The organism is Rhizobium etli CFN 42 (assembly GCF_000092045.1).
Lineage (GTDB): Bacteria > Pseudomonadota > Alphaproteobacteria > Rhizobiales > Rhizobiaceae > Rhizobium > Rhizobium etli.
In genome coordinates this window covers 4,059,967-4,080,711 of the sequence record NC_007761.1, presented here as the reverse complement: position 1 = coordinate 4,080,711, position 20,745 = coordinate 4,059,967, and the positions used below count along the sequence as shown (strand labels likewise).

At 62.2% G+C, this 20,745-nt stretch carries 14 protein-coding genes; 9 read left to right on the top strand and 5 right to left on the bottom strand.

The genetic code is table 11. From position 1 onward, the window contains the following. Positions 1-5: 5 nt before the first annotated feature. The 3 genes from RHE_RS19690 to RHE_RS19680 all read right to left on the bottom strand — a co-directional run bounded on the left by RHE_RS19690 (position 6) and on the right by RHE_RS19680 (position 8,841). Positions 6-6,425, bottom strand: a complete 6,420-nt coding sequence (locus RHE_RS19690; RefSeq protein ID WP_011427045.1) for a translocation/assembly module TamB domain-containing protein — start codon at positions 6,423-6,425, stop codon at positions 6-8. Positions 6,426-6,486: 61 nt separating this feature from the next. Further along, on the bottom strand, positions 6,487-8,415 hold the full coding sequence (locus RHE_RS19685) for an autotransporter assembly complex protein TamA (RefSeq protein ID WP_187331700.1): 1,929 nt from the start codon (positions 8,413-8,415) through the stop codon (positions 6,487-6,489). 168 nt (positions 8,416-8,583) lie between these two features. Continuing rightward, the gene (locus tag RHE_RS19680; protein ID WP_011427043.1) at positions 8,584-8,841 is read right to left on the bottom strand and encodes a YMGG-like glycine zipper-containing protein; all 258 of its coding nucleotides are present in this window, start codon (positions 8,839-8,841) and stop codon (positions 8,584-8,586) included. A 328-nt stretch (positions 8,842-9,169) separates the two neighbouring features. Between RHE_RS19680 and hemA the strand changes: the two genes are divergently transcribed. The 7 genes from hemA (at position 9,170) to RHE_RS19645 (ending at position 17,887) form a co-directional block, all read left to right on the top strand. Beyond that, positions 9,170-10,384, top strand: a complete 1,215-nt coding sequence (hemA, locus tag RHE_RS19675) for a 5-aminolevulinate synthase (protein ID WP_011427042.1) — start codon at positions 9,170-9,172, stop codon at positions 10,382-10,384. 298 nt (positions 10,385-10,682) lie between these two features. Continuing rightward, complete coding sequence (locus RHE_RS19670) at positions 10,683-11,702, top strand: substrate-binding domain-containing protein (RefSeq protein WP_073990398.1); 1,020 nt, start codon at positions 10,683-10,685, stop codon at positions 11,700-11,702. Positions 11,703-11,759: 57 nt separating this feature from the next. Continuing rightward, positions 11,760-12,998 carry an ABC transporter substrate-binding protein gene (locus RHE_RS19665; protein WP_011427040.1) on the top strand — a complete coding sequence of 413 codons (1,239 nt, stop codon included), beginning with the start codon at positions 11,760-11,762 and terminating at the stop codon, positions 12,996-12,998. Positions 12,999-13,071: 73 nt separating this feature from the next. After that, a complete protein-coding gene (locus RHE_RS19660) occupies positions 13,072-13,989 on the top strand; it encodes a carbohydrate ABC transporter permease (protein ID WP_011427039.1) in 918 nt (305 codons plus the stop codon). Next, positions 13,986-14,849: a carbohydrate ABC transporter permease gene (locus RHE_RS19655; RefSeq protein ID WP_011427038.1), complete on the top strand. Its 864-nt coding sequence runs from the start codon at positions 13,986-13,988 to the stop codon at positions 14,847-14,849. The genes RHE_RS19660 and RHE_RS19655 overlap by 4 nt, the downstream gene beginning before the upstream one ends. Before the next feature lie 19 nt (positions 14,850-14,868). Further along, positions 14,869-16,791 carry a glycoside hydrolase family 127 protein gene (locus RHE_RS19650; protein ID WP_011427037.1) on the top strand — a complete coding sequence of 641 codons (1,923 nt, stop codon included), beginning with the start codon at positions 14,869-14,871 and terminating at the stop codon, positions 16,789-16,791. Between the two features lie 10 nt (positions 16,792-16,801). After that, positions 16,802-17,887: an ABC transporter ATP-binding protein gene (locus RHE_RS19645; RefSeq protein ID WP_011427036.1), complete on the top strand. Its 1,086-nt coding sequence runs from the start codon at positions 16,802-16,804 to the stop codon at positions 17,885-17,887. Between the two features lie 18 nt (positions 17,888-17,905). On the opposite strand, the gene dxr is transcribed toward RHE_RS19645, so the two are convergent. Continuing rightward, entirely contained in the window at positions 17,906-19,096 is a 1,191-nt protein-coding gene (gene dxr / locus RHE_RS19640; RefSeq protein ID WP_011427035.1) for a 1-deoxy-D-xylulose-5-phosphate reductoisomerase, read from the bottom strand. A 372-nt stretch (positions 19,097-19,468) separates the two neighbouring features. Here dxr and RHE_RS19635 point away from each other — a divergent pair, with 372 nt between their 5' ends. Continuing rightward, positions 19,469-20,119: a hypothetical protein gene (locus RHE_RS19635; protein WP_011427034.1), complete on the top strand. Its 651-nt coding sequence runs from the start codon at positions 19,469-19,471 to the stop codon at positions 20,117-20,119. Between the two features lie 62 nt (positions 20,120-20,181). Further along, entirely contained in the window at positions 20,182-20,469 is a 288-nt protein-coding gene (locus RHE_RS19630; RefSeq protein ID WP_011427033.1) for a BON domain-containing protein, read from the top strand. Between the two features lie 96 nt (positions 20,470-20,565). On the opposite strand, the gene RHE_RS33705 is transcribed toward RHE_RS19630, so the two are convergent. Further along, positions 20,566-20,718, bottom strand: coding sequence for a hypothetical protein (locus RHE_RS33705; protein ID WP_166486919.1), 153 nt, complete (start codon positions 20,716-20,718; stop codon positions 20,566-20,568). Between the last annotated feature and the right edge of the window lie 27 nt (positions 20,719-20,745).

Below are 20,745 nucleotides of genomic sequence, written 5' to 3'. Positions count from 1 at the left end.
CTATCTCAGTATTCCCGCTCGTAGACCACGCCAGCTTCCCCCGCACCGTTGCCGCCGGCAGCACCCCGCAGTTTGACGCCGCGGCCGACATCGAGGTTGATGATCGCCTTGGCGCCGGCCGAGCCGCCCTGCTGCAATTCGAAATAGGTGCGATCGTTGAGGTAGCGGCCGACGCTGACGCTCGTCTGGCCTTTGGCATCGGTGCTGATGTCGAGATCGTCGACGCCGAGCTGATTGCGCAGGCCTTCGAAAAGCGACGTGGAGCGGTTGCCGGCCAACTGGCTGACGGCGTCGGCGAGCTGAGCGATCTGCACCGGCGAGAGCTTCGACATCGACTGGCCGAAGATCAGCTGCGCCAGCACCTCGTCCTGCGGCAACTGGGGCGAAGAGGAAAAGGTGATCGAAGGATCGGTGGCGAGGCCCGCGACGTCGACGGTCAGCGTCGTCGAGCCGGAGGTCGAGGTCGCTTCCATATCGAGCGCCGGCGTCAGGTCGCCGGCAAAGGTGATCCGGCTCTTGTCGGTAAAATCCAGTCGACGGTTGAGAATCGTCAGGCGACCGCGGCGCATGGTGAAACCGCCGGTCACGATCGGTGCTGCCGCCGTTCCGCGGATCGTCACGCGGCCACCGAGCTCGGCATCGATGCCGCGGCCGCGCGCGAAGATATGCGAGGGCGCGTCGATTTCGAGATCGAGGGTGATCACGGAGGATTTCTGGCCGGGTTTCCTTTCGCCGTCATCCCGCAGCTGCGCAAGCACCGCCCGCGGCGCATTCTTATGCCGGATGTCGATTTCACGCAGCGAGGTCGGCAATTTTTCAGGGACGGTGATCGAGGTCTTGTCCAGGCGGAGCTTGCCACTCAGCGTCGCAGTCATGATCGGCCCGCGCAAGCCCAGCGTTCCGTTGACGGTCGAAACGACGAGCGTTCCGTCGACATAGACCGCCTTGTCGAGCTTGATCGAAATGTCGGCGGGAAAGCCGCCGGCCGGCTGAATGCCGATGGTGCCGCTCGCCGAAATCGTGCCGCCGCCGCCAAGATTGCCATTGAGGCGCGATATCACGGCCTGCGTGCCGTTGAAGGTCACAGTGGCTGCGAGATTGTTGACGGCAAGATTGCGCCGGACGTCGACGAGCTTTGCGCTATTGGTCGCGACAGTGCCGTTGATGACGGGCGCTGCGGCCGTTCCGCCGATTCGGAGATCGACTGTGGCGACGCCCTCGGCAACGAAGCCCTGCTCGGCAAGCGGCGCGCCGAGCACGGCGAAGGGGAGATTGCCGTTGAAGCGCATGTCGAGGGCGCGATCGCCGGATATCATTACGCTGCCGCCGCCTTTCAGCGACATGCCGGCGTCACCGGCGAGACTGGTGTCGACCGTCAGCTTGTTGTCGGCAAGTTTGCCTGATGCACCGATGGTGAAAGGCGAGAGCCCGGCGCCTTTCGTCTGGCTCGTCGCGGCGTTCTTCCAGTCAACCTTGAAGTCGACGGAGGGCGCCGACAGCGCGCCGGTAGCCTTTGCAGTCGCCGAGACCGTGCCTTCGGCGGCAAGGCCGGGGACAAAGCCGTTGGCGATGCCGGCCGGAACATTCTCGGCATTGGCCGTAACGTCGACCGACTGGATCGAAGTGCCTGCGATGGCGAGGTTGCCGGCTGCTTTCACGGCAATGCCACCGCCGCTGAGATTCGCATTGAAATCGAGCCTGTCGCCAGCGAATTTTCCCGTCGCCGCCAATGCGAGGCGGGAAAGGCCGACAGCCCGCGTATGGCTGGTCGCAGCATCCTTCCAGTCGAGTTTAAAATCGACGATCGGATCTGCCGAGGTGCCTGAGGTGACGGCGCTTGCCGAAAGGGTGCCCTCGGCACCGAGGCCGGGAACGAAGGCATTGGCGATACTGGCCGGCAGGGCAGGGATATCGGCATTGATTGAAAGATCCTGAATGGCCGTTCCGGCGATCGTCACGCCGCCTGTCGCCTTGGCCAGCAGTCCGTCCTTGCCGGTTAGGTTGGCATCGAAATCGATCCTGTCATTGGCGAACTTGCCGGATGCTGCGGCGCTCAGGTTTGACAGGCCACTGCTCCTGGTATGGGCGGTTGCAGCGTTTTTCCAATCGAGCTTGAAATCGACGGTGGGTTGGGGCAGCGCGCCGGAGGCGGAAGCCGTTCCCGATACCGTGCCCTCTGCCGCCAGGCCGGGAACGAAGCCATTGGCAAGGCCCGCAGGCAGATTGGCGAGATCGGCCTTGACGTCAAGATTGCGGACCGAGGTGCCCTCTATCGCAACATTGCCCGCGGCTTTCAGCGAGAGGCCGTTCTTGCCGCCGAGATTGGCATCGAAATCAAGCCTATTGTCAGCAAGATGTCCCGAAGCGGCAAGCGCCAGGTCGGACAGATCAGCGCTTCGGGTATGGCTGGTTGCGGCATCCGTCCAATCGAGCTTGAAATCGGCCTTCGGCGCGGCGAGTGTGCCGGCCGCCGATATAGTGCCTGATATCGTGCCGCCGGCCGCCAGATTGGGAACGAAAGCGTTGGCGAGAGCGGCCGGGAGCTTGGCGATCTCGGCATCAACCTTCAAGCTGTCAATCGCCGTGCCGGCGAGGGCGACATTGCCCGCGGCCTTCAGCGAGAGGCCTTGATCGCCAACGGCCGCCGCGTTGAAATCCAGTTTGTGTTCGGCGAATTTTCCCGACGCCATGATGCCGAGAGGGGCAAGACCGGCTCGCTTCGTGTGGCTCGTTACAGCGTTTTGCCAATTGAGGTCGAAATTGGCGGTCGGCGCGGAAAGCGAGCCTGCCGCCGAGACCCTTCCCGAGACTGCGCCTTCGGCGGCGAGATCGGTGACGAAGCTGTTGGCAATGCTCGCCGGGATATTTGCCAGTGTCGCATCGACGTTTGCGGTGCCGATCGTCGTACCGGTGACGGCGACACTGCCTTTTGCCTTGAGCGACAGGCTGTCGGCGCCGCTGACCGCAGCGTCGAAATCAAGCTTGTTGTCGGCGAACTTTCCGGACGCCCTTACGCCGAGGCCGGCAAGGCCGGCACGCTTTGTGTGGCTCGTGGCGGCATTTTGCCAATGGAGATCGAAATCGGCGGTCGGAGCGGCAAGAGATCCGCTGGCAGAGACCGTTCCTGACACAGTGCCTTCCGCCGCGAGATCGGGGACGAAACCGTTTGCAAGGCCCGCGGGGGCATTGGCCAGTATAGCGTCGACCTTGACCTCACCAATCGTTGTCCCGATGATGCCGACATTGCCGCTGGCCTTCAGTGATAGGTTGTCGGCGCCGCTGACCGCAGCGTCGAAATTTAGTCTGTTGTCGGCGAATTTTCCGGACGCCGTCACTTCAAGGCCCGCAAGGCCGGCACGCTTCGTGTGGCTCGTCGCAGCATTTTTCCAGACGAGGTCGAAATTGGCGGTTGGCGCCTTAAGGGAGCCCGAGGCGGTCGCTTTTCCCGTTATCACGCCTTCTGCGGCGAGATCGGCAACGAAACCATTGGCGATGCGGGCCGGCAGGTTGAGGATATCGGCGTCGATATCAAGCACCGGTGACGTTGGGTCGGCAAGCCCGACCTTGCCGGCGGCCTTGAGCGAGAGACCGTCGTCGCTGCCGATCGTCGTGGCGAAATCGAGCTTGTTGTCGGCGAATTTTCCGCCGGCGGTGATGCCGAGCGGCATCAGGCCCGCGTCCTTGGTCTGGCCCGTCGTCGCATCCGTCCAGTGAAGCTTGAAATCGGCGATCGGTGCTGCCGGCGTTCCCGTGACGGCGATGGTTCCGGAGATCGTGCCGCCGGCTGAAAGCGTGGGCACGAAACCATTGGCGAGTGCTGCCGGCAGGTGGCGGATGTCGGCATTCAGCTTCAGCGTCTCGCCGGCCGAACCGGTAACACTGACCGAACCGGCGCCGGTTTTCAGCGTCAGCCCGTTCAGATTGGCGACGCCGTTGGCGACCGTGACCTGCGTCGGTGCGGCAAGCTCGATCGGGATATTGCGCGGGCTTGCCGAGAAGCGATCGAGGTTCAGATCGATCGCGCCGCTCGTTGTCGCGATATTGCCGGCCGCCAGCACCGGGTTGCCGTCATAGGCGGCATTGAGATCGAAGTCGGTATGATCTTGCTGTTTGGTAAAGCCGAGCGAGAGGGTGGCAAGGCTGTTGGTCCCGGCATTCAGCGCCTCGGCCTTGACGGTCCCGTTTGCCGCAAACGCGCCGAGATCGCTGATCGTGACGTCTATTTCCGGCTTGATGATCGCAAGCGTATCGCGACGAATCGAGTTGCCTGATGCAAGCAGCTTGAGCGTGATCCTGCCGCTGTCGCTCTCGACGCCGAGGTAACCCTTGAGATCGCCTTCGGCTTTCTGGCCGCCGAGTGCGGCGAGCAAGCCGATATTGGGAAAATCGAAGGTCAGAGCGCCGGTCGGCTCCAGCGTGGGTGAGAATTCCAGATTGCCGGTCAGCCGGTTGCCGCCGATATCGGCAGTCAGTCCGGGAATGCTTGTCTTGCCGTTCTCAGAACGGATGTCGCCGTTGATGCCGATCGGCTGTCCGTCGATCGTGCCGGTGGCCGCAAACTTCCCCTGCGGCGCCTTGGGATCGGCGACACCCGACAGATCGATATTGAGGTTGGCGACCATGCGATCGCCCATCTGCAGGCTGGGAGCCTTGATATTGGCCGTTACGGAGATCGCCGGCAGCTCGCCTCCGACCCTCAGAGCGTAACCGGCTCCGCCGGTCGCGCCCGTCATCAGCTTGCCGATATCGGGCAGCCGACCTGAAAGATCGGCGTTCAACATCGAGCCGTCGATCGCGACGTTGCCGGCAGCTTCAAGCGTGCCGGATTTCAGGACGAGGTTGGACAGCGCGAATTTCGACGGGAAAGTGCCGGTCACCTGGCTTTCAAGCGAGATCGGCCGATCGAACCTGCTCGTCGCCGCGGCCGGCAGGGCCGCTGGTTCGATGCTCAGCTTGACATTGCCGGTCAACGCGCGGTCCGCCAGCCGATAGGAGCCGTTGAGAATGCCGTTGATATTGGCGCTTTCGACGGTGGTGCCGTTGAAGCCGATGTCGCCCGGCGAAATCTGGAGCGGCGAGGCGATCGTGATAGGGCCTTGGACTGCGCGGTTGAGGTTCGGTTCGGAAAAGGTCGCATCGCCGGCAACGAGGCGCAGCTGAACGCTGCCGGAACGGGCGGCAAGATTGAAGGCGTCGCTCTTTGCCGTCAGCTTGACGTTGCCGATATCGGCTTGCGGAAGGGTGGCGCTGTCGAGCGAGCCGCTGAGGCTCAGTCGGGCGGTCTGCGCGTCGCCTGTTAGAGCCAGGTTGAGGCCTGATATCAGGAAGCGCGCTTCGCCCTCGGCGAGCGGCCAGCGGAAATCAACGGGGCCGGATGTGCCGAGCAGATTGGCGTTCAGGCTGTTGTTGCCAGCCGGATCAAGCGCGCCCGAGGCGGCGATGACGACGCTGCCAGTGGCGATATTGCCGGTCTGGATATCGATCTTGCCACGGTCGTCGAAAGTGGCGGCGACGTCGATATTGGTCTGGCCGGCGAAAAGCGGCCGGAATGCCGCGGGAAGAAGCGAGCTCAGGTCACCGCCACCCTTGAGATCGAGATGGTGCAGCCCGTCTGCGCTAATCGCGTGCCGGCCCTCGATTGCAGCGCGCTGTTGCCCGTCGAGTGCAGCCTGCATTTTGCCTGCCCAGTTGGATATCGGTCCTTGGCCGTCGAGGTCGATGTTAACGGCAGGATTGCCGGGCAGGCCGAGGAAGCCTGCCAACAGCCCACCCTTCGGCTCGGCAAGCTGCGCCTTCAGCCGCAGCCGGTTCTCGGCGGGCGCGTAGGCGATATCGGCAGTTAGACGCGCATCCGGAACCGCGTGGCGGCTGACATTGACCATCGCTTCGCCGCCGTCGCCATCCGCCGAAAGGCTGCCTTCGGCGGCGAGCGCGAAAGCGCGTCCGGCAAAAGCTTCGGCCAGTTTGATATCGGGCAGGGCCATATGGTCGACATCGACCTTGACCGGAAGTGCGAAGCCACCGGAATTTTCTGCGTTGGGCCGGGAGGGCAGGGTGCGCACCGGCTTGCGCAGCACGCTGATCGTGTCGATCTGGAAACGCTTGGCGTGGAATGTTCCCGTCAGCAGCGCCAGCGGATTCCAATCTATCGCCACGCCGTGAATTTCCGCAAAAACACCCCTCGTGTCGGACAGGGAGATTTCGGCGGCGCGAAGCCCGCCGGTCAATAGCCCTTCCGGTTCGCGCACCTCGATGGTCATGTCGCGGTTGGAAAGGGTGGAGGCGATCCTTTCGGTGACGATGCGGGCGCCAAAGGAGGTGAAGCCGAAGATCGCAAGTGCCGCGACAGCGAGAACCAAAATGGCGCCGACGGCATAGCCGGTGACCCGCACGACCCAGTTGACGATTTTTGCCAGCGTTTGCATCGGCGCGGACTACCCCGTTTTCATGCGGCCCATCGATCGGAAGGAACCCGAATCGGCAATCCTAGAAGGATTGGCCGATGCCGGCATAAATTCCATAATCTGTGCCATCTTCGTACTTGTTCAGCGGCACGGCAAAATCAAGCCGCAGCGGCCCGAAAGGTGTGGCATATCGTATTCCCGCGCCGGCGCCGGCGCGGATATCGGAAAAACCCGGAAAGGTGCTGTCCGATACGGTGCCGACATCGATGAAGGGCACGAGGCCGATCGTATCGGTGATCTTGATGCGCGCCTCCAGCGAACCGGTGACATAGGAGCGGCCGCCGGTGGCATCGCCATTATCGTTGTAAGGCGAGATTTCCTGATAGCTGTATCCGCGCACCGAACCGCCGCCGCCGGCAAAGAAGCGCTGCGTAGCGGGGATGTCTTCGATCCCGCCGCCGCCGATCAGCACGCCGGCGGCGACTTTGCCGGCCAGCACCAGGCGGTCCTCGGCGCCGGACGGCAGGTAGCCGGAGAGAGAGCCTTCGAAGGCTGCATAGGGCGTCGAATCGAAGATCTCGTAGCCGGGCTTTACCGAAACCGTGGCGCGATAGCCCTGCGTCGGGTTGAACTTGTCGTCGCGGGCGTCGCGATCATACTGGATCGGCAAGGTGAAGGTCAGGTAATCGTTCTCGCCGAAGGCGTCATCGTCGCGCTCCCAGCTGATTTCGCCGCTCGCCGACACCGTGTCCTTATCCGTCAATTCGTAGGAAAGGCCGAGCGAGGCAGTGACGAGTGTCGCGTTGTATGGGTCCGGATTCTGGGTCTTGGCGACGATGCCGGCCTTCAGCGTGGCGGCCGGGAAGAAGGCGCCGGGCTTGGTGAAGAGGATGCCGGCGGAATAATCGAGGCTGCCGACATCGGTGGTTTCGCCGAGCCGCGAGACAGATCCCTCGATCCGCAGCGTCTCGGCTTCGCCGAACAGGTTGCGGTGCCCCCAATAGCCCTGAACGCCGAAGCCGTCGGTGGTGGAGTATTGGGCGCCGACGCCGAAGTAGCGCCGCTTGCCTTCGGAAACCTCGATCGTCATCGGCAAGGTGCCGTCCGGCGCCAGCGCATCGCCTTCGTGAATGGTGACGCTTGAGAAGACGCCGAGCGCGCGCAGGCGCTCGCCGGCCTTCTTCAGCGCCTCCGGAGAATAGGCTTCGCCCTTGTTCAGCCGGGAATAACGCTGGATGAACGCGGGCTTGACGGTCTTTTCGCCGTTGACGCCGACATCGCCGATCGGGGCGACAGGTCCGCCCTCGGCAGCAAGCACGATGTCGACCGTATCGCTCCGGTGATCGGCGACGACTTTGCGTTCGGTCAATTTGGCAAAGGGCCGGCCTTCGCTTTTCAACTGCTCGACGATCTTGTCGCCGGCCTTGATGATGGCGAGCGAACCGGCCTCAGCGCCTGGGGCAAGATCGTAATCGGCGGGGTTGCGGCTTGCTGCGTCGCCACCGAACTGCACCTCCCTGACTCTGAAGACCGGACCGGGCGTGATGTCGACGGTGACGGGGATCGGCCCGGAGCGATCGAATGTCGGATTGGGCGGCAGGTCGTCGATGTTCTTGCCATCGATGGTGATCGTCACCACGCCGCCGTAGCGGGCCTTTTCATACAGGGTGGCGATCAGTCGCTCGCGGTCGTCGCGCGCCTTGACGACGACGCCGAGATCGCCGGAGACGGGCTGTTTCTGGTCGCTGACGAGGCGGGAGCTGTTTTCCAGCGCTTCCTTGAGATCGGCATCGGCGGTGTCGGTTTTGAGGTCGACGTGATAGCGCACGGGATCGGGCACCTGCTCGCCTTCATCCTCTTCCTTGCCAAAAATGGTGATGCCGAAAAGCTTGAAGGCGTAAGCGTCGCCGATCAGGACCGGTGAGAATGCAGCTGCCGCTGCGATCACCATCATGGTGCCTGTTCGCCGATACGCAGTACCTGTTTTCGGACTTGTCCCTCTAATCCGCATCCGCCGCTTTTGGTTAGGTCTTCAATGAAGTTTCGTTGCCCAGCCGTGAACAGCTTAGCGGCAAAATCGCGCAGGGTGTACCATTTTAAATTGCCAACGCGCTAATTTAGTACAAAAAATCCCGGATGTGTGTCCGGGATTTCCTGTTTTAGCGTTTTGCCAGCGCCCTCAGCGCGGGCAAGCGTCGATGTAACGGCGGCCATAGCGGTCGCGATAGTAGCACTGGCCGGGCTGTTCCGCGACGCTGCCGATGAGGGCGCCCGACACGCCGCCGATGGCGGCACCGACCGCCGCGCCGCGGACATTGCCGGTGACTGCACCGCCAATGACTGCGCCGGATGCAGCACCGATGCCGGCGCCCTGCTGGGTCGGTGTGCAGCTTGCGACCGACAGGCCGATCAATGCGAGTATGACAGCTTTTTTCATCTCTTTTCTCCTGGGTTGTCGCCCAATGGGCATAGGCCGTCCCTATTGTTTTTTTGGCACGCTAGCTCGAAAACTATGTCGGAAGAAAGGGTTGTCCACTCTTGTCCGGATTTTTTTGCGTTGAAGGGGTGTTGTGCGCCTTGCGGGTTTTGCGCCTATTTCGGGCGCTTTTGCCGCATGACCCTCTTGATTGTGGCGCACGGATTTTTTTGTCTGGAATCATTCAAAAAACTGGGCCTTTTGCCGCAGTTGATGTTAAACCAAAGGGTAAGCATTGACGCGCGGACGTCCGATCGGCAAGAACGGCCGCGTGATACTGGAGCATATGATGGATTTCGAAGCATTTTTCAAAAACGAGCTGGACGGGCTTCATGCCGAGGGCCGCTACCGCGTTTTTGCCGATCTCGAACGTCAGCGCGGCCACTTTCCGCGCGCCACGCGCCATACGGCCGATGGTGAAAAGGACGTCACGGTCTGGTGCTCCAACGACTATCTCGGCATGGGCCAGAACCCCAAGGTGATCGAGGCGATGAAGGCCGCTATCGACCACTGTGGCGCGGGTGCGGGAGGCACCCGGAATATTTCTGGCACCAACCACTATCACGTCCTGCTCGAGCGTGAGCTTGCCGATCTGCACGGCAAGGAAGCAGCCCTGATCTTCACGTCAGGCTATGTCTCCAACTGGGCCTCACTCGGCACGCTCGGCGGGAAAATTCCCGGCCTGATCATCTTCTCCGATGCGCTCAACCATGCCTCGATGATCGAGGGCATCCGTCATGCCAAATGCGACAAAGTGATCTGGAAACATAATGACGTCGCCGATCTCGAAGCCAAGCTGAAAGCCGCCGATCCGAAGGCGCCGAAGCTGATCGCCTTCGAGAGCGTCTATTCGATGGACGGCGACATCGCTCCGATCAAGGAGATCTGCGACCTCGCCGACCAATACGGCGCGATGACCTATCTCGACGAGGTGCATGCGGTCGGCATGTACGGCCCGCGCGGCGGCGGCATTGCCGAGCGCGAGGGGCTGATGGATCGGCTGACGGTCATCGAAGGCACGCTCGGCAAGGCCTTCGGAGTGATGGGCGGCTATATCGCCGCGTCGGCAGCGCTGTGCGACTTCATCCGCTCGTTTGCCTCCGGCTTCATCTTCACCACGGCGCTGCCGCCCGCATTGGCAGCCGGCGCCGTCGCCTCGATCCAGCATCTGAAGGTCAGTCAGTTCGAGCGCGCCCGCCACCAGGACCGGGTGCGCAAGCTCAGAGCCATGCTCGACCAGCGCGGCATTCCGCATATGCACAATCCCAGCCATATTGTGCCGGTGATGGTTGGCGATGCGGCCAAATGCAAGTGGATCTCCGATCTGCTGCTCGACAATTGCGGCGTCTACGTCCAGCCGATCAATTATCCCACCGTACCGAAGAAAACCGAACGGCTGCGCATCACCCCGACACCGCTGCATTCCGACGCCGATATCGCCCATCTCGTCGACGCCCTGCATTCGCTCTGGTCGCGTTGCGCGCTGGCAAGGCACGTCGCCTGATCTTTCAACGATCGCTTGGGTTCTAATCCGCGAATCAGAACCTCCATCGGAGGTTCTGACGGAGATTGTTCGTTCCGCGCTTATCAGCTGGTTAAGATTAACCAGCTTTGCCCTGTCGCTCTACGATGACTGACGCATTGCAATCCAGTCCCTGAATTCGCATCGGCCTTTTCCACGTCTTCCTTCCTGACAATCCTCTCCTCACTGCTCCGCTCTCGAGTTGCATGAGAAAACCTTTTCTCACTTGACAGAGAGATTGGTAAAAGCTTTTCTCAAGCCAATTTAGAAGGAGGAAGGCCTGAACATATCGGGAGGAAAGAGAGGCAGGATCACAATCCATGAGGTCGCGTCGGCTGCCGGCGTGAGCATCTCGACGGCGTCGAAGGCACTCAACGACACCGGCCGAATGGGAGCGGAGACGCGCGAGCGGGTGAAGCGGATTGCCGGCGAAATCGGCTATCGGCCGAACGCGCTGGCAAGAGGTCTTCTCAGCAAGCGCAGCTTCACCATCGGGCTGCTGACGAACGACACTTACGGCCGTTTCACGCTGCCCGTCATGGCGGGTATTTCGGATGCCCTCGTCGATCACGGGGTTTCGGTTTTCCTCTGTGCGATCGAAGACGATCCGGCGCTCGCCCAGATCCATGTTGATGCAATGCTGGACAAGCAGGTCGACGGCATCATCGCGACGGGAAAGCGGCTGGACAGGCGTCTGCCGGTCGATCTTTCGAATTTGCATGTGCCCGTCGTCTATGCCTTCACGGAGGGGACGCAGAACAGCGTCACCTTCCGTTCGGACGACGAACAGGGCGCGAGACTGGCCGTCGAATGGCTGACGAAGATAGGGCGGCGGCGGATTGCCCATGTCACCGGGCCGGAGGACTTTTTTTCGGTGCGGGAGCGTGCCGGCGCCTATCATCAGGTGGCGGGTCACTGCGAGCCGGTGCTCTATGGCGTCTGGTCGGAAAGTTGGGGGCATGAGGCGATCGAGCGGCTTTGGAAGAGGTCTGGCGAAAAACCGGATGCGATCTTCTGCGGCAATGATCAGATCGCCCGCGGCGCGGTGGATGCCTTGCGCGAGCGCGGCATCAAGGTGCCGCAGGATGTCTCGGTGATCGGCTTCGACAATTGGGAGATTGTTGCGGCCCAGACGCGGCCGCCACTGACGACGGTGGATATGGAGCTGAAGGAGCTCGGGCGGCAGGCCGGTTTGACGGTGCTGGCGCTTGCGGAAGGACGGCCCGTCGAGCCGGGAGTGAGGAAATTGCCCTGCCGGCTTGTCGTCCGGCAGTCGTGCGGGGGTAAGGCTCCCGAGTGATTGGGAATAGGGAATGAGCAAAGGCGCGAGGAGATGCGCCATAATGGGAGGAATGTCATGATCAAGCGTCTATTGGCGGCGACCGGCATCGCTACCTTGTGCCTGGTGTCGGCTGCTTCTGCTGCCGAGAACGTCGAAATGTGGGTTCGCTCAGGCATCGGCGACGCCTTCAAGAAGGTGGTCGAAGCCTATAATTCCAGCCATGAGAACAAGGTCGTGATGACCGAAGTGCCGTTCTCCGAACTGGTGCAGAAGTATGCGACGGCCATTGCCGGCGGGCAGGCGCCGGATGCGCTCTCTATGGATCTCATCTACAACCCCGCCTTTGCTGCCGCCGGCCAGCTGGAAGACCTGACGGACTGGGCGAAGTCGCTTCCCTATTTCAATTCGCTGTCGCCCTCGCATGTCCGCCTCGGCACCTATCAGGACAAGATCTACGGTCTGCCGCTTTCGGTCGAGACGTCGGTCTTCGCCTGGAACAAGGATCTCTACAAGAAGGCCGGTCTCGACCCAGAAAAGGCGCCGGCGAGCTGGGACGAAATCACTGCCAATGCGGAGAAGATCCGCGCGCTGGGTGACGATACCTACGGCTTCTATTTCTCCGGCGGTGGCTGCGGCGGCTGCATGATCTTCACCTTCACGCCGCTCGTCTGGGGTGGGGGCGCCGACATCCTGTCGGCCGACAGCAAGACGGCGACGCTCGATACGCCTCAGATGCGCAAGGCCGTCGATATCTACCGCAACATGGTCAAGAAGGACCTCGTGCCGGCGGGTGCCGCCAGCGACAACGGCACTAACTTCCTGACCTTCACCAACGGCAAGATCGGACAGCAGAGCCTCGGCGCCTTCGCGATCGGAACGTTGGTAACCCAGCATCCCGAGATCAATTTCGGCGTGACCCTGATCCCCGGCGTCGACGGGAAGCCGTCGTCATTCGCCGGCGGCGACAACTTCGTCATAACCAAGGGCACGAAGAAGATCGACGCGGTGAAGGAGTTCCTCGAATATATCTATTCGATGGACGGCCAGAAGGTCATGGCGAAATATGGCAGCCTGCCGACGCGCGGCGATATCGCCGACAAGGTGCTGGAAGGCCTCGATCCGCGCATGCAGGTCGGTCTGAAGGCGATCAGCGTCGCCAAGACGCCCTATACGCTGCAGTTCAACGACCTGATCAACAGCGCCAACGGCCCGTGGGCGACCTTCACCAACGCTGCGATCTTCGGCGACGATGTCGACGGCGCGTTTTCGAGCGCCCAATCGGAAATGCAATCGATCATCGATAGCGGCCAATAACTCTCCCGGGCCGCGGCCGGGGAGCGGTGGCAGCTTCCCGGCCAATTCCAACTGACAGATGCGGAGCGTTTCGATGACCGGTTCCGGTTCGAACACCCTATTGCCTCGGCGAAAGCGACGGCGCAAATCGAACTGGCGCGGCCCTCTCTACATCGCGCCAGCCATGGCGCTGGTGATCGTCTTCTTCGTCATGCCGGTTCTCTTCACGGGATGGATGAGCCTCCACAACTGGCCGCTGATGGGGGCCGCGCGCTGGATCGGCTTCAACAATTATTTCCGCATGTTCAACGACAGCCGTTTCATGACAGCGCTGAATTTTACCGCCTGTTACACCGTTATCGTCACCGTCGCGATCTTCGCCGTCGCCTTTCCGCTCGCCATCTTCGTCGAGAAGGAGCGGCAGTTCGTCAGCGCCTACCGCACGATCATCTTCCTGCCTGTCGTCGTCGGCCTTGCCACAGCCTCGCTGCTCTGGGTCTGGCTCGCCAATGTCGACAGCGGCTTTATCGGCCCGGCCCTGAAAGCGCTCGGTCTCGTCGAGAAGAGCCCTAATCTGCTTGCGACTTTCGACACGGCATTTCTGACGATCGTGGTGATGGTGGTCTGGAAGATCGCCGGCTTCACCATGATCATTCTCCTGACCGGGCTGCAGGCCATTCCGTCCGAGCTGACGGAGGCTGCCCGCATCGACGGCGCCGGCCGCTGGCAGCGTTTCCGGCATCTGACGCTGCCGCTGATGCGCAAGACCATCGCGCTGGCGCTGATCGTTTCCGTCACCGGCTCGATCCTGGCCTTCGACCAGTTCTACATCATGACGTCGGGCGGACCGCAGAACAAGATGATCTCGGTGGTCTACTACATCTTCAACCAGTCCTTCGTGTCCTTCAATCTCGGTTATGGCGCAGCGCTTTCGATCGCCCTTCTCTCCATCCTGGTTGCCATCAGCATCGTCCAGCTCTGGCTGCTTCGCGTCGGGGAGGAGCGTCCATGACGACGTCAAGGCAACGCCGCGCCCGGAAGGCCATCCGCACGAAGTCGGCCTATCATCTCACCGGCATCGCCATTTCGATCTTCTTTCTGGCGCCCTTCGCGATCACGCTGCTCGCCTCTTTCCGGCCGGGTGCCGAAGCCAGTCTGCCGCCCTTGCCGCCGTGGCCGACATCCGGGGTCAGCTTCGATGCCTATGCGCTGCTCGATACGTTCGGCGCCGGCATCTGGCAGCACATGATCAATTCGCTGTTGGTGTCGGTCGCCACCGTGGTGCTGACCGTTCTGGTCAGCCTGCTCGCGGGCTATGGCTTCTCGCGTTATCGCTTCCCGATGAAGAATGCGCTCTTCGTGCTGATCATCGCCACGCTGATGATTCCGTTCCAGTCGATCCTGACGCCGCTCTTCATCATCCTGGCAAAACTCGGCCTCAACAATTCGCTGCTCGGGCTGACGCTCGTCTATGTGACGCTGCAGCTGCCTTTCTCCGTGTTCATGATGCGCAATGCCTTCGACGCCGTGCCGAAGGAAATCGAAGAGGCCGCGCGCATCGACGGCGCGCGCGATCTGAGGCTGCTGGCGCGGGTTCTGCTGCCGCTGGTGCTGCCCGGCGTCGCGACGGTCGCGATCTTTGCCTTCCTCAACGCCTGGAACGAGTTTCTTGCCGCGCTCGTACTGCTCTCCAGCAATGAGAAATACACCCTGCCGGTGCTGATGACGGCGGTGCGCGCCGGTCGGCTCGGCGCCATCAACTGGGGAGCGGTGCAGGCCGGTGTCGTCGTCATGACGATCCCCTGCCTGATCGTCTTCCTGCTCCTGCAACGCTACTACATGCGCGGGCTGATGGCCGGCGCGGTGAAATGATCCCAAGAAGGTAGAGCCCATGACCAAGTCAAGCAACGACCGCCAGTTTCGTCCCGTCGCCGTTCCCGATGTCGATCTCGGCGGGTTCTGGGGCAAATGGCAGGATGCCGTCTGCAATTCCACCGCAGAGACCCTGCTCGACCGCTGCGTCGAGGCCGGCATGCTGAAAGCGATCGACGTCAGCCAGCCGAGCCCTGGCGTCGTCATTCCCATCCAGCCCTGGGGCGGGACAACCCAGATGTTCTGGGATTCCGACCTCGGCAAATCGATCGAGACCATCGCCTATTCGCTTTATCGCCGGCCGAACCCGAAGCTCGAAGCGCGGGCCGACGAGATCATCGACATGTATGAGAAACTGCAGGACGAGGACGGCTATCTGAACGCCTGGTTCCAGCGCGTGGAGCCGAGCCGTCGCTGGACCAACCTGCGCGACCACCACGAGCTCTATTGCGCCGGCCATCTCATGGAAGCCGCCGTTGCCTATTATCAGGCGACCGGCAAGCGCAAGCTGCTCGACATCATGTGCCGCTTTGCCGACTACATGATCAAGGTATTCGGCCATGGCGAAGGCCAGATCCCGGGCTATTGCGGCCATGAGGAGATCGAGCTGGCGCTCGTCAAGCTCGCCCGCGTCACGGGTGAGAAAAAATATCTCGATCTGTCGAAATTCTTCATCGACGAGCGCGGCACAGAGCCGCACTTCTTCACGGCGGAGGCCGTGCGCGACGGCCGCAGCCTCTCCGACTACCATCAGAAGACCTATGAATACGGGCAGGCGCACCTGCCGGTGCGCGAGCAGAAGAAGGTCGTCGGCCATGCCGTGCGCGCCATGTACCTCTATTCCGGCATGGCCGACATCGCCACCGAATATAAGGACGACAGCCTGACGGCGGCGCTGGAAACGCTCTGGGACGATCTGACGACCAAGCAGATGTACATCACCGGCGGCATCGGACCGGCCGCCTCCAATGAAGGCTTCACCGATTACTACGATCTGCCCAACGCCACGGCTTACGCGGAAACCTGCGCTTCTGTCGGCCTGGTTTTCTGGGCAAGCCGCATGCTGGGTCGCGGGCCGGACCGGCGCTATGCCGACATCATGGAACAGGCGCTCTATAACGGCGCGCTGCCGGGCCTTTCCACCGACGGTAAGACCTTCTTCTACGACAATCCGCTGGAAAGCGCCGGCAAGCACCACCGGTGGAAATGGCACCATTGCCCGTGCTGCCCGCCCAATATCGCGCGGCTGGTGACGTCGATCGGCTCATACATGTATGCCGTTGCCGATGATGAAATCGCCGTGCACCTCTACGGCGAAAGCACCGCGCGGCTGAAGCTTGCCAATGGCGCCGAAGTGGAACTGGAGCAGGCCACCAACTATCCGTGGGACGGCGCTGTCGCCTTCACCGCCAAGCTGGCGAAGTCGGCTAAATTCGCGCTCTCGCTGCGCATTCCCGACTGGGCTGAGGGTGCGAGCCTCAGCGTCAACGGAACGGGGGTCGAGCTCGGCGCACATCTTCGCGACGGATATATCAGGATCGAGCGCGAGTGGGCCCACGGCGACCGCGTCGCGCTCGACCTGCCGATGGCATTGCGTCCGCAATATGCCAATCCGAAAGTGCGGCAGGACGCCGGTCGTGTCGCCTTGATGCGCGGCCCACTCGTCTACTGCGTGGAGACGACGGATAATGGCCAGGATCTCAACGCCATCATTCTGCCACGTGAACTCCCGGCCGCCGAAACCGTCGTGCTGAAGGACCTCAACGATGCCGTCGCCCTCGATCTGAAGGTCGAGCGCGAGGAGACGTTGAATTGGGGCACGCCGCTCTATCGCAAGGCGCCCGCCGAAAGGCAGGTCGCCACGGCGCGCTTCGTGCCCTATCATCTCTGGGATAACCGTACGCCCGGAGAGATGCTCGTCTGGGTTCAGTCGGGCAGGTAGGTCGTTTGGGATGACGAACGGTATGGGCAACAAGAGCGTCGTCCTTCAGGACGTGCAAAAAAGCTATGGCGGTCTGCCGGTGGTTCACGGGATCGATCTGACGATCGAGGAGGGGGAATTCGTCGTCTTCGTCGGCCCCTCCGGCTGCGGAAAATCGACGCTGCTTCGCATGATCGCCGGCCTGGAGGACGTGACCGACGGCGAGATCGAGATCAAGGGGCGCATCGTCACCGATCTCGACCCATCCGAGCGCGGCATCGCCATGGTGTTCCAGTCCTACGCGCTTTACCCGCATATGAGCGTGCGCGACAATCTGGCCTTCGGCTTGAAGATGGCGCGCACCAACGTCGCCGAGATCGACACGCGGGTGAAAGCCGCCTCCGCGATCCTCAAGATCGATCATCTTCTCGACCGACGGCCCGGACAGCTCTCCGGCGGCCAGCGGCAGCGTGTGGCGATCGGCCGGGCGATCGTGCGCAAGCCCGATGTCTTCCTGTTCGACGAACCACTGTCCAATCTCGATGCGGAACTGCGCGTTTCCATGCGTATCGAGATCGCCCGCCTCCATCGCGAACTCGGCAACACGATGATTTATGTGACGCACGACCAAACGGAGGCGATGACGCTCGCCGACAAGATCGTCGTGCTGCGCGACGGCCGCGTCGAGCAGGCCGGAACCCCGCGGGAAATCTACGAGAATCCCGAGAATACTTTCGTGGCGGGCTTTATCGGTTCGCCCAGGATGAATCTCCTGAGTGCCCGGTGGGGGGAAGGGGGGCTGGTCGATGTAGCCGGCGAGCGCGTCGAAAGCGCCGTGCCAGCGGCAGACAGGCCGGCCGGCGCCGCCGTGACGCTCGGTCTGCGGCCGGAGCATCTGAAGGTGGCATCCGATCTCACAGGCAGCCTGACGGCCAGGGTTGATTTTTCGGAATATCTCGGCGGAACGCAGTATCTCTACTGCCAGCTCGGCGATGGCCAGTCGCTCACCGTCGAACACCGGTCGCCGGTGAGCATCGCAGCCGGCGAGCAGGTCAGCCTGCAGTTCGAGCCGTCGAATTGCCGATTGTTCGATGAGGGCGGCAATCGGCTGCGGTAGCGCCAGCCTTGCGAACCGTCACCCGACGAGATCCAGTTTCATCAGCTCGGCCGCCCGCTGCCGGGCCTGCCTGTCGGCGCTGAAGACATCGTCCATGCCGGCAGCCGGCGGCAGGTGGGCGAGATCGTCCATGACCCTTTCGGTGATCTCGGCCATGGCGAGGAAGGCGAGCCGCCCCTCGATGAAGGCTTCGAGCGCCACTTCCTTGGCGCCGTTCAGCACCGCGCCCTGGACACCGCCGCGGGTCATGGCGAGGTGCGCCAGCCGCAAGGCCGGGAAACGCACTTCGTCAGGCGCCTCGAAATCCAGCCGCGCCAGCTTGGCAAAATCCAGCCGTTCGACCGGCAGCTTCGGCCGGCGCGGGAAGGAGAGCGCATACCCGATGGCGGTGCGCATGTCCGGCGCGCCGAGCTGTGCCAGCACCGAGCCATCGGTATAGCCGACCATGGAATGGATAATCGACTGCGGATGAAAGATGACTTCGATCTGATCGGGGTTCAGGCTGAAAAGGTGCCGGGCTTCAATCATTTCCAGCGCCTTGTTGAACATCGAGGCGCTGTCGATCGATATCTTCAAGCCCATCGACCAGTTCGGATGGGCGCGCGCGGTTTCCGCCGTCACATGTTTCATCTCTTCCAGCGAAGCGTTGCGGAAGGGACCGCCCGAGGCCGTCAGGATAACGCGCTCGATGGCGTGACGCTGGTTCTCTTCCAACACCTGGAAAATTGCATTGTGCTCGCTATCGACGGGAAGCAGCCTGCCGCCGCCTTCACGGATCGCCTTGATGAAGAGATCGCCGGCCGAGACCAGGCATTCCTTGTTGGCAAGGGCGATATCGGCGCCACGGCGCGCAGCGGCGAGCGTCGGCGCCAGACCCGCAGTGCCGACGATAGCCGCCATCACCCAGTCGGCGTCGCGGTCGGCCGCTTCCATCAAACCGGATTTTCCCGAGGCGACCGCGATGCCGCTGCCGGAAAGCTCTCTCTTCAGCGATTCATAGTGCCGGTCACTCGCTGTCACCGCCAGTCGCGCGCCGGACGACCTTGCCTGCCGGGCGAGCAATTCGACATTGCCGTTGCCCGTCAGCACGGAAATTTCGAAGTTTTCCCGCCCGCCCAGGTGTTCGATCACATTGAGCGTGTTGCGGCCGATCGAGCCGGTCGAACCGAAGATGCTGAGGCGCCGCGGCGCGGTTTTGCCGGTCGTCATATGGATTTCGCGAAAAATTTCTCTCGTTAAGCTCAGGCTCTACTAGTGTTTAGAGGGTGCGGCAAGTGTGCGGTGCAGCAGATTTCAGTCATCGCGGGGTTTACAGAGCGGCGGCGGGATGTGATCCTTAGAACGGTCCCTGAGGGGATCGTGATTCCCGTGCGGCTGCTGATGGTCGCCCGCGTATCCATGGGCGCTGCGGCGTCCGTTGAAAACAGGCACTTGGCTGCCGCCGGCCTTTTTGGCCAAACACTAAATCGAGGATGACATAGGGACGGACGCTTCGCCGCTCTGCCCGTCCGTGTTCACTGGGGCACTTTTGGTGCGGTACCGTGCCGTTCGGCGAGCAGCCTTGTCAAACGATCGGATCACATGACGAGATTCAAAACAGCCTGCATTCTTTTCGCCATCCTGCTGTCGCTCACCGCGGCGGCAAAAGCGGACGACCTCTTGATCTGGTCGCCTGCCAAGCTTTCGGACCGGTCTTACAAGGCGACGTTGGGTTTTCGTCTGCCGGCGGAATGGGAAACCAGCGCCGGCGCCGACGTCGCACTGGCCGCGACAACAGGCGGCGTGCCGCTGCCCGATTCCGAACAGGCAATGCTCTGGGGTCGCATCAGCCGGGCGACCGTCACGCCCGCGGGCCGATCACAGCAAGGCGCGCGCGTCAGCGTCGATACGCTGCGCGGCAGCGGTGTGCTAACGCTCAGCCGTTCCCGCAGCTGGATCCTGTCGGATACGCTCGACATGCAAACGAGCCGCTCCCTCAGCGTCGGATACGACCCCGTCGAAAGCCGGCAGGCCTCGGTGACGGCGTCGCAGGCGCTGAAACTCATTCATCCCTGGACAGGAACCTCGCTTTCGGCCGGCGCCGGCATCAGCAATGCCAGCGGCGACTTCTCCAGTTCGGTGGGCGTCAGCCAGACGATCCTGCCGAACCTCAATCTCGATGCCTCGATGAAGAATCCGCTTTCGGAAGCTGAAACCGGCAGCGTCAACCTGCGCTACCGCCTCAACTGGTAATGCGCTGAAACCAAAGCCTGCCGGTGGGCGTTTCTTTCGAAGGTTTCACAGAGGAACGGATCATGGTTTTCAAGGAGCAGACATTTCACGGGCTCGAGCCTGAAATGGCGGAAATTGCCAATCGTGCGTCGCTTGAGGCAGCCGTCGCCAATGCGCTGGCGATTGCCGGCGGCATCGATGCGTCCGATGTCGAGGTGACGATGGAAAAGGACAAGATCGTGCTCACCGGCACGGTCGGAACCGTTGGCGAGATCGAACGGGCGACGGCGGTCGCCAAGGCTGTCGAGGGTGTGCAGAGCGTGCAGAATCGGATCCTCCTTGGCGGGTCTTCACTGGACGGCACGCATTGATGGTCGGGAGGCGCTCCGGTCATCGGCCGGAGCGCGACGCCGTGGCACAATCGCGCGCCGCGGCGTTCTCACAGGTTGGCCTTTCGGGCGCGCTGATCAGCCGGCGAAGCGCTCGACGAGGAAGGACGAGCCGGGCGGACGATCAGTCTTTGCCGTGGCCACCGGCCGCTGCAATTCATAGGCGATGGTGAGAAGCAGAGCGCAGACCGCGACATAGGCGATTGCCAGAGCGGTCATCTTGATAAGCATGGCGAATACTCCCATTTCGCCCTAAAC